This window comes from Nitrosophilus sp. (assembly GCF_982775275.1).
In genome coordinates this window covers 3,508-13,725 of sequence record NZ_CEXZHP010000025.1, presented here as the reverse complement: position 1 = coordinate 13,725, position 10,218 = coordinate 3,508, and the positions used below count along the sequence as shown (strand labels likewise).

Below are 10,218 nucleotides of genomic sequence, written 5' to 3'. Positions count from 1 at the left end.
TTCAAATATGGTTTTAAGCATCTAAGAGAGTCGTTATCTTTAATATTCTGTTTTAAAAAGATATTTTTTTGTAGATCTGTAAAAACTTCTCCGGTAGTTCTAAAAAGAGGAGTATCCTCAAAAATCCTTTTATACCACTCCCACTCCTTATTTAATGAAAAATTTGAGCGAAAATAGTTTTTTAGCCAATTTTTATATTTTAAATCTTTAGCTTTTTCTATATCTAAAAATTCAAAATATTGTCTATATCCCATAAAAAGCTCATCACCCCCTTCACCGCTTAAAACCACTTTTAAACCATGTTTTCTAACCTCTTTTATAAGAATTGAGAGAGGCACTGCGGCCGGGTCTCCCAAAGGCTCATCTAAAGAGAAAAAAACTTTTGTCATCTCATTTAAAAAATCGTTTTTATCTATTTTAACTTCATAGTGCTCACTTTTTATATGTTTAGCTACCTCTTTTGCATATTTTAATTCGCTATATTTCTCATACTCTTTATATCCGATGGAAAAAGTCTTTATCTTTTTTCTTTTGGTTGCAATTGAGCTAATTAACGAACTATCAACACCTCCACTAAGTAAACTCGCCACCTCAACATCGGCCACCAATCGCATATCTACACTTCTTTTTATAACATCTTCGATTTTTAAGATCGCCTCTTCTTCATCAAAAATAGCGGGTTCTTTTAAAAAATCGTAATATCTTTTAATCTCTATTTTGTTATTTTTATATATTAAAAACGATGCGGGAGGTAATTTGTAGATGTTTTTATAAAAAGTGTTTGGCGAAATTGAAGCTCCAAAAGAGAGATAACAAGATAGAGTCTTGAAATTTGGCTCTTTTTTTATAAAGGGTAAAATAGCCTTAATTTCAGAAGCAAATATAAATCTTTTTTCATCTTTATAATAAAAGATAGGTTTTTTACCAAATCTATCTCTAAAAAGATATAATGAATCTTTTGTTTTTATGGCAATTGCAAACATTCCTCTCAAATGATGTATAAACTCCAGTCCATAAACTTTAAAGGCTGCGATTATAGTTTCTGTATCGCTTTTTGTTTTAAAAGGAAACGGCAGTTTTTGAAGCTCTTTATAATTGTATATCTCTCCGTTAAAACTTAAAATTATATCATCCCTAACCATGGGCTGATTTGCTTCATCGCTTAAATCGATAATGCTTAATCTATTGTGCCCCATAAAGAGATCTTTTTGAGCTACAAAGGAGCTAAAATCAACCCCCCTATGGCTCATTAAAGAAAGAGCATATTTTGCTTTTTTTTGATCATATTCTCCCATTATCCCAAAAATTGCGCACATCTGCTTTACCTATATCCACTGCTTTTTTCTTAGCCACCTATATATTAAAAATCCAATAATTAGGTTTAAAGCCCATACAAAATAATAACCATATTCCCAGCTAAGCTCTGGCATATTTTTAAAATTCATACCATAATTTCCAACTATAAAAGTAAGGGGTAAAAATATCAATGATATAGCCGCCAATCTTTGCATAGCCTGATTCATTCTATTTGATATAAATCCCATTAAAAGATTTTGAAGATAGCCGGTTCTATCAAGATATGATTTTGATTCGTTTATTAAAAAGTTTAAATGCTCTTTAAGATCTAAAAACTCAAATTTCAGTTTTTTTCTAACAGATGTTGGATAATGGTTGTATATCTTATTTATAACATCATTTTCAAAAACGCTTTGCTTTGTTATCCTGTTTAAACTTCTTCTTGCAAAATATAGACTTTTTTGTATCTCTTCTTGATCTACATCTTTTTCAAAAATATTATCTTCAATCTCTTCTAATTTATCATCTATAAAATCTACTATATTCATTGTATTATCTATTAAGATATCCAAAATGGTATATGTTAAATACTCGATAGAGTCTGTTGGCTTAAATCTTTTGTAAAATCTACCTACCATCTTTTTTACTACATCCTCAAAATCGCTTAAAAAAAGGATTTTATTTTTTGTTATTATTATAACTATATTGGTATCTTCAAACAGTAACTCGTTCTCTTTGCTCTGTTTGAAAAATTTTAAAATTATAAGTTTAAACCCTTCATTCTCCTCATAAACAACACTTTGATCCTCATTTTGTATATCTTCAATAAAACTTTCATGAAAACCGTTTTTTAAAAGCCAATTTATTAACTTTTCATTTTTTGCGGAACTAAATACAACCTGTTTTTCATCACTCTTTAACTCTATCTCATCCTCACCTTTTTTATAAAACCTATCTGCAAATATATACATATTTTTCCTTTTTATTTGGCATTTGGAATTGGGAATTGGGAATTTGGAATTGGGAATTAGTGATTTTCATTCCTATTTTCCCACTTTCTAACTTTTTTACTTTCTCACTTTTTCACTACTTAACTACTCAACTACTCAACCATTCTAACCAATTTAAAACACACACCCCCTATACTTATATCTATCTAAAACTTCAAAAAGTATAGAGACGATATCTTTTTTTAGAGGAAGTATTAAAACGGCTTTATAAAGTTCTTCGCAAATTGGTAAATTTTTATCTTTAAACATTGTTGTTTTGTAAAGGGGCTTAAATCTTACCTTAACATCCACTCCCTTTTTTATCAATTCTTGATAAATCTCTTCTTTAGGACAATACAAAGATGGTTTCAAAATAATAGGATAACCGTTTTTTAATGTTTTTTCTCCAATTTTTAATATATCAAAATAGGGATTTTTTTCAAACTTTTCATTAAAATATCTAATAACGCTATTTGAATCTGCTATTTTCTTCTCCAAATTTTCGATTTCGCAAGGAGAAGCTTCATTTTTTACTCCCAAACTTACCACGTCATAATTCCATAATTTTCCCTTCTTTATCCCACCTTTTAAAAAGAGTTTTGTTTTTTCATAAATATCTTTTTCATTAAAAAATATTTTAATGCACTCTTTTTCTTTCTGAACAAAAACTTTTGCCTCTCCCACTAACTCCCCAAAATTTTGAAATACAATATCCGCTTTTGGGATATATGATTCATAAAAATTTTGAACAATATCCGCGCTACTTGAAAAATCGAGCTTCGTATCAACAAACTCTATTTTTATATTTAAAAGTTTAGCGATATTTGCAAAAAATGTCGGAGAAATTGGATTTAGTTTTATTTTTTCATAATTTAAGGCTTTAAGTAGAGCCATATAAAGTATCTGAATATTTTGTGCATATAAAACCATATAAAATCCTTATTTTTATAATTGAATTTTTATATTTTTAAATTATATTTAATTTTATGTTAGAATAGCGAAAAAATTTTTGGAAGATAAAGATGGGAAAAAATTTAATAATTGTAGAATCACCAGCAAAAGCCAGAACAATAAAAAACTTTTTAGGTAAAAATTATGATGTTATCGCATCAAAAGGGCATATTAGAGATTTGCCAAAAAGTAGTTTTGGCATAAAGATCCAAGAGGGAAAGTTTGAGCCTCAATATAGAGTCGACAAAGAACACTCAACAGTAGTAAAAGAGATAAAAGAGTTGGCAAAAAAGAGTGATACCGTCTATATCGCAACGGATGAGGATAGAGAGGGCGAAGCGATAGGATATCATATTGCAAAAGCGATAGGAAAAGAGCCCGAAAAACTCCCTAGAATAGTTTTTCACGAAATCACAAAAAACGCCATTAAAAAAGCCCTTGAAAATCCAAGAACAATAGATATGGACAGAGTAAACGCCCAGCAAGCAAGAAGGCTTCTTGATAGGATAGTTGGATATAAGCTATCACCTCTGCTCTCTTCTAAAATACAAAGGGGGTTAAGCGCAGGAAGGGTTCAAAGTGCCGCATTAAAACTTGTAGTGGATAGAGAAAGAGAGATTAAAGCTTTTGTGCCAACCCAATATTGGACAATTGAAGCTATATTTAACGATAATATAGAAAGCCATCTTGTTGAGTTTGAAGGCAAAAAAATAGAAAAACTCACCATAAAAAAGCAAGAAGAAGCAAAAAATATAGTTGATAAAATAAAAAATGAAGAGTTTAAAGTATCAAAAATAGAAAAAAAACAAAGAATCACAAAATCCCCTGCCCCTTTTATGACATCAACCCTTCAACAAACAGCTTCAAGCCAACTTGGATTTAGTCCAAAAAAGACTATGATGATAGCTCAAAAATTATATGAAGGAGTTCAAACCGACAAAGGAATCACCGGTATTATAACCTATATGAGAACTGATAGCTTAAATATCTCAAAAGAGGCTATTGAAGCGGCAAGAGAAAAAATCCAAAAAAGTTTTGGTAAAGAGTATCTTCCATCAAAACCAAAAATCTATACAACAAAAGCAAAAGGGGCGCAAGAGGCACACGAAGCTATTAGACCCACTATGATAGATTTTACTCCCCAAATCGCGGCTCAATATTTAACCCAAGATGAGTTAAAACTTTATACATTAATATATAATAGATTTTTAGCTTCTCAAGCAAAAGACGCCGTTTTTGAAACACAAACAATATATTTTTCCTCCAAAAGCTCGGTTTTCAAAGCTTTAGGAAGAAAACTTATATTTGATGGATTTTATAAGATTTTGGGAGGGGCCGAAAAAGAGAAACTTTTGCCCGAATTAAAAGCCGGTGAGAGTGCAACCTTAACAAAAATCGAAGCAATTGAGCATTTTACCGAACCACCTTCAAGATATTCTGAAGCTAGTCTTATTAAAAAACTTGAATCTTTAGGAATAGGAAGACCTTCAACTTATGCACCTACCATTGCACTTTTACAGGCAAGAGATTATATAAAAATAGAAAAAAGACAACTTATTCCTACAGAAATTGCTTTTAAGGTTATAAAAACTTTAGAAAACCATTTTCCAAATATTGTTGATAGTTCCTTTACCGCAAAAATGGAAGAAGAACTTGATGAAATCGCAGAACATAAAAAAGATTGGCAAAAGGTTTTATGGGAGTTTTATGAACCTTTTATCTCTTTGATAGAAAAAGCAAAAAAAGAGATCAAAAGCCAAAAAATAGCAATCCCTGTTGGCAGAAACTGTCCAGAATGCGGAGCTCAGTTAGTAAAAAGAAGCGGAAGATACGGAGAATTTATAGCGTGTAGCGCTTTTCCAAAATGTAAATATACCGAACAGATTGAAGAGAAAAAAGAAGAAACGACTCAAGAAACTTGTGAAAAATGTGGTTCGGCGATGGTGATTAAAAAAGGACCAAGAGGGGAATTTTTAGCATGCAGCGCCTATCCAAAATGCAAAAACACAAAGCCTATTGCTAAAAAAGAGCTAAAAAAGCTTAGTGTAAAATGTCCAGAATGCGAAGGAGAAATAGTTGAGAGGTTTTCAAAAAGAGGCAGATTTTTTGGTTGTGCAAACTATCCAAAATGTACATTTATATCAAAATTTGAACCTACCGATAAAAAATGTAGCCAATGTGGATATTTAATGGCAAAAAGAACATATAGAAACAAAGAGATTTATGAGTGCATCAAATGTAAACATAAAGAAGATGCGTAACTTGAGCGCTTTGAAAAATCATAAAGGCAATTTATGAAAATAGGCGTAATTTCAGATACACACAATAAAATAGAATATACAAAAAAAATCATAAATTTTTTTAAATCAAAGGATATAAACTATCTATTGCACGCTGGAGATATAGGAGTTGATGTATTAGATCTTATAATAAAAGAAAATATAGAATTTATTGCGGTTTTGGGTAATACCGATAAAGATATTTCTTTGGAAAAATATATAAATGCACCCATTTACAAAGAACCGCACTATTTTAAACTCAACGGCGTTACTTTTAAACTGATGCATCATCCATATTTTTTAACTCCCGATGTTGATGTTATAATATATGGACATTTACACAAATTTGAGTGTGATAAAAAAAAGAGCCTCTATTTAAATCCCGGCGAAGTATGTGCAAGGCAAAAACCCAAAATCGAAGGTGCGCTAATAGATCTAAAAGATCTTAGCGTAGAGTATGTTTATAAAGATTTAAATAAAGAAACTTTTAATATAAATAAGGTCTGTTAATGAAAATATATCTATGCGCTATAAGCAATATATCAAGTGGCGTTTGTGCGGAAGATTGCGCCTTTTGCACACAAAGCACAAAATATAAAGCCGACATTCAAAGATATAAATATAAAGATATCAAAACGATAGTCCAAGAGGCAAAGAAGGCAAAAGAGGCTAAAGCGATAGGATTTTGTTTAGTAACGGCCGGAAAAGGAATAGATGATAAAATTCTTGAGTTTGTATGCAAAGCGGCATATGAGATAAAAAAAGAGGTAGATGAAATATCTCTTATCGGTTGCAACGGCACAGCCAAAACTTGGCAGCTAAAAGAGCTTAAAAAAGCAGGGATTGAAAATTATAACCATAACCTTGAATGTGCCAAAAGTTTATATCCAAAAATATGCTCTACCCATAGTTGGGATGAGAGATATCAAACCTGCCTAAACGTAAAAGAGGCGGGATTAAATCTTTGCACCGGAGGTATTTTTGGTTTAGGTGAAAGCATAGAGCAAGAAGATGAGTTTATAAACCAGATCGCTTCCCTATCTCCAATGAGTGTTCCCATAAACTTTTTTCATCCAAATCCGGCTTTACCTTTAAAAAACAAGATTTTAGATAAAAAGAGAGCTTTAGAAATCATTAAAAAAGTTAAAAAAAAGCTGCCAAATAGTATGATAATGGTAGCTGGAGGAAGAGAACTGGTATTTGGCGATCAGTGGCCAAAGATCTTAGAGGCGGGAGCAAACTCTATCGTTATTGGTGACTACTTAACCACAAAAGGCAACGAACCCGCAAAAGATATAAAAATTTTAGAAAAATTAGGTTATAAAATAGCAGATAGCTGTCATGAGTAACGAAATTTTAATCATAATAACTTTGTCCCTTTTGATATTTGCAACTCCCTTTTTATCAAAAATAACGAGACTTCCTACAAACGTGCTTGAAATTTCCCTTGGATCAATAGCAGGAACAGTTGGATTATTAAGCGATGTTCATCTATTTGAACTGGTTGCGGAATTTGGATTTTTATATTTGATGTTTTTAGCCGGATTGGAAGTTGATCTAAAAAAGGTCTTTTCTATTGAAAAAAGAGTATTAAAAAGAGGGGTTTTTTATATTTTTTTACTCTATATTCTCTCTTTTTTAACGGTAAAATACCTAAATTTAAGCAATATTTTTATAGTGATCTTTCCACTAATCTCAGTGGGACTTATAGCCGCTTTAAGAAAAGAGTACGGGAAAAACCTAAAATGGCTTGATCTTTCTATGACTATAGGCTCTTTGGGAGAAGTTGTAAGTATCGCCGTATTAACTATAGTAAGTGCGGGATTTGAGTTTGGATATGGAATAGCCTTTTATGAAACGATATTTTATTTATCGATTTTTTTAATCTTAATACTGGGAATTTTTAAACTTTTACAGATTATTTTTTGGTGGTATCCAGAACTCAAAACCACGCTTATGCCAAGAATCGATAAAGAGGAGCAAGATATTAGACTCTCTATGGGACTTTTTTTCCTATTTTTAGCCATTATGTTATATTTAAAGCTTGAAGTCGCTTTTGGAGCCTTTATAGCCGGGATCTTTATAGCAACTTTTTTTGAGCATAAAAAGGCTCTTCCTCATAAATTATCTTCATTTGGATTTGGATTTTTCGTTCCTATATTTTTTATTTACACGGGAAGCTCGTTTAAACTTAATGCGCTCTTGATGGAAGGATTACTTCAAAAAGCTATTTTGATTACGGCTATAATGATAATGGTTCGAGTAGTATCTTCGTCTGTTTTTGTAAAGATTTTAGGCTTCAAAAACTCGGTTTTATTTGGTCTATCCCACGCAATGCCTCTAACTCTTCTTGTTGCCATCGCAACGCTGGCGTATCACGCAAAAAGTATAGATCATTTTCATTATCTTACTTTCATTTTGGCAAGTCTTTTTGAGGTTTTAATAGTTATGATAAGTATAAAAATCTTGCAAAAATTAAATCCTAAACCACTCTAATCTACTAAAAGTTTTATTGTTATATGGCGATTTTTATCTATTTTATATCTATATTTTTGTTTTAACGTTATAGCAACTCTATAATAGTTTTTATGAGAGCCTATCACTATATTTTTAATATAGCTATTTTTTATATCTATCTTTTTTGTTAAAAATCCTCTTTTTGATCTAAAATCCAAAACTAATTTATATGGATTATCAACGGTAAAAACTTTTTTTAATTTGTCTCTTGTAAAAATTTTTATAATATTTTTATCTATCTCAAAAGAGATCCATTTAAATGGTTTAATTTGGGGTATCTCAAATTTTGCTATCTTAAATTGGACAGGTTTAATATCCCCTTTTTTTGTAGGCAAAAAGGGATTTTCCCTCCCAAACAAAAATATGGTTAATATCAATAAAAAAATAGCTCTTTTCACTCAGGCTCCAACTCTTTTAATTCAAAATACTCTTTTTGCAATTTGGCGTTCTCCTCTTTTAATCTTTGAACCTCTCTTTTTAAAGACTCTTTTTTATTCTCCAAATCAAATAAAACCTCCACGGAGTCTTTGCCAAAAAGCATTTTACCAATATATACGCCTAAAAGTATTATCAGCAAAAAAGCCGATAATACTTTTAAAAAATTAAAAAAAAGCTCTTTTTTCGAAACTTTTAAAAAGTCCTCAAAAAATTCTCTCATCTATTTACTTAAAAAGCTCTTTTCCTATATATTCGGGATATAAAATATCTCTTTCGATCTCTAACAATCTATTGTATTTTGCCGTTCTTTCGCCTCTTGCGGGAGCTCCGGTTTTTATTTGAGCGGTATTTAGCGCAACGGCAAAATCGGCTATAAAAGCGTCTTCACTCTCACCGCTTCTATGGCTCATTATACAATTATAACCGTTTCTTTGGGCAAGTCTAACGGTTTGCATAGTTTCGGTTACGCTTCCTATTTGATTTGGTTTTATTAGTATCGCGTTTGCTACACCTTTTTGAATACCTTCTGCTAAAATATCTTTATTTGTAACAAAAAGATCGTCACCTACAAGCTGTATTTTATCGCCAAGTTTTTGGGTAATTTTTGCCCATCCTTCCCAATCATCTTCCGCCATTGCATCTTCAATTGAGACAATTGGATAGTTATTTACAAGCTCGGCATAATATTCAACCAATTCATCGGAAGTCAAAACTCTTCCCTCTCCTTTTAGGTTATATTTTCCATCTTCGAAAAATTCGCTACTTGCTGCGTCCAAAGCTATTACTATCTCATCTTTTGGTTTATATCCGGCTTTTTCTATTGCTTTTAAAATATATTCTATCGGTTCTGCGTTATTTTTGAAATTTGGAGCAAATCCCCCTTCATCGCCAAGAGCGGTAGAGTGTCCCTCGCTTGCCAAAAGTTTTTTTAATGTATGATATATTTCACTACTAGCTCTCAATCCCTCTTTAAAATCATCAAATCCCGTAGGCATTATCATATACTCTTGCAGATCTACATCGTTATTTGCGTGTGCTCCGCCGTTAATGATATTTAACATCGGTGTTGGAAGTATCATAGCGTTTGATCCGCCAAGATATCTATATAATGGAAGACGCAAGCTCTTTGCCGCGGCTCTTGCTATAGCCATAGATACCCCAAGCACGGCGTTTGCGCCAAGCTTTGAGTAGTTATCGGTTCCGTCTAACTCTTTTAATATCCCATCTATCTCAGCCTGATTATAAGGTGAGAGCCCTACAAGTTCATCGGCAATATCAACATCAACATGCTCACAAGCTTTTAAAACACCTTTACCCATAAATCTCTCATTATTGTCTCTAAGCTCTAAAGCCTCTCTCTTTCCCGTGCTCGCCCCACTTGGAACTATAGCACTCGCAACCGTTGCGTCACTTAAAACAACTGTAGCTTTTACCGTAGGATTTCCTCTACTATCTAAAACCTCTTGAGCAAAAATATTGTCTATATAAACCATTTATTCTCCTTTTTTTCACTCTTAATTAACCAATTTAGACATTGGACATTAGACATTAGACATTGGTAAATGGGCATTGGGAATTAGGAATTGGAAATCGAACCCTCTCTTACCACCTTACCCCCTTACCTCCTTCAGCCTTCAACCTTCTACCTTCAGCCTTTCACCTAACCACTCAACTACTTAACCATTTTAACTAATTTAACTAATTTCACTCCTCTTTCATCTCTTCTTGCGGAACCATCATAACGCTAT

Annotated in this window: 10 protein-coding genes; 4 read left to right on the top strand and 6 right to left on the bottom strand. The window is 32.0% G+C overall.

Features of this window, described 5'->3' with window-relative positions; translation table 11 throughout:
• From asnB to AC30RD_RS02465, 3 genes are all read right to left on the bottom strand, one after another.
• Window positions 1-1,316: asparagine synthase (glutamine-hydrolyzing) (gene asnB, locus AC30RD_RS02475; RefSeq protein ID WP_489492603.1), on the bottom strand; the 1,316-nt coding region annotated here is incomplete at its 3' end.
• Window positions 1,317-1,325: 9 nt separating this feature from the next.
• On the bottom strand, window positions 1,326-2,267 hold the full coding sequence (locus tag AC30RD_RS02470) for a magnesium transporter CorA family protein (RefSeq protein ID WP_489492602.1): 942 nt from the start codon (window positions 2,265-2,267) through the stop codon (window positions 1,326-1,328).
• A gap of 153 nt (window positions 2,268-2,420) precedes the next feature.
• A complete protein-coding gene (locus AC30RD_RS02465) occupies window positions 2,421-3,215 on the bottom strand; it encodes a DegT/DnrJ/EryC1/StrS family aminotransferase (RefSeq protein ID WP_489492601.1) in 795 nt (264 codons plus the stop codon).
• A gap of 92 nt (window positions 3,216-3,307) precedes the next feature.
• On the opposite strand from AC30RD_RS02465, the gene topA reads away from it, so the two are divergent.
• Genes topA through AC30RD_RS02445 form a run of 4 tightly spaced genes read left to right on the top strand, consistent with a single transcriptional unit; the run spans window position 3,308 to window position 8,011 of the window.
• Window positions 3,308-5,497: a type I DNA topoisomerase gene (gene topA / locus AC30RD_RS02460; RefSeq protein ID WP_489492600.1), complete on the top strand. Its 2,190-nt coding sequence runs from the start codon at window positions 3,308-3,310 to the stop codon at window positions 5,495-5,497.
• A gap of 33 nt (window positions 5,498-5,530) precedes the next feature.
• Entirely contained in the window at window positions 5,531-6,025 is a 495-nt protein-coding gene (locus tag AC30RD_RS02455) for a YfcE family phosphodiesterase (protein ID WP_489492598.1), read from the top strand.
• Complete coding sequence (locus AC30RD_RS02450) at window positions 6,025-6,864, top strand: biotin synthase (RefSeq protein ID WP_489492596.1); 840 nt, start codon at window positions 6,025-6,027, stop codon at window positions 6,862-6,864. The genes AC30RD_RS02455 and AC30RD_RS02450 overlap by 1 nt, the downstream gene beginning before the upstream one ends.
• Complete coding sequence (locus tag AC30RD_RS02445; RefSeq protein ID WP_489492594.1) at window positions 6,857-8,011, top strand: cation:proton antiporter; 1,155 nt, start codon at window positions 6,857-6,859, stop codon at window positions 8,009-8,011. The genes AC30RD_RS02450 and AC30RD_RS02445 overlap by 8 nt, the downstream gene beginning before the upstream one ends.
• Here the strand turns inward: AC30RD_RS02445 and AC30RD_RS02440 are convergent.
• The 3 genes from AC30RD_RS02440 to eno are packed head-to-tail and all read right to left on the bottom strand — an operon-like array spanning window position 8,008 to window position 9,963.
• Window positions 8,008-8,430 carry an AMIN domain-containing protein gene (locus tag AC30RD_RS02440; RefSeq protein WP_489492592.1) on the bottom strand — a complete coding sequence of 141 codons (423 nt, stop codon included), beginning with the start codon at window positions 8,428-8,430 and terminating at the stop codon, window positions 8,008-8,010. The two genes, AC30RD_RS02445 and AC30RD_RS02440, sit on opposite strands and share 4 nt — an antisense overlap.
• The gene (locus AC30RD_RS02435) at window positions 8,427-8,690 is read right to left on the bottom strand and encodes a septum formation initiator (RefSeq protein ID WP_489492590.1); all 264 of its coding nucleotides are present in this window, start codon (window positions 8,688-8,690) and stop codon (window positions 8,427-8,429) included. Before AC30RD_RS02435 ends, AC30RD_RS02440 begins: the two co-directional genes overlap by 4 nt.
• Window positions 8,691-8,694: 4 nt before the next feature.
• Entirely contained in the window at window positions 8,695-9,963 is a 1,269-nt protein-coding gene (gene eno / locus AC30RD_RS02430) for a phosphopyruvate hydratase (protein WP_489492589.1), read from the bottom strand.
• Between the last annotated feature and the right edge of the window lie 255 nt (window positions 9,964-10,218).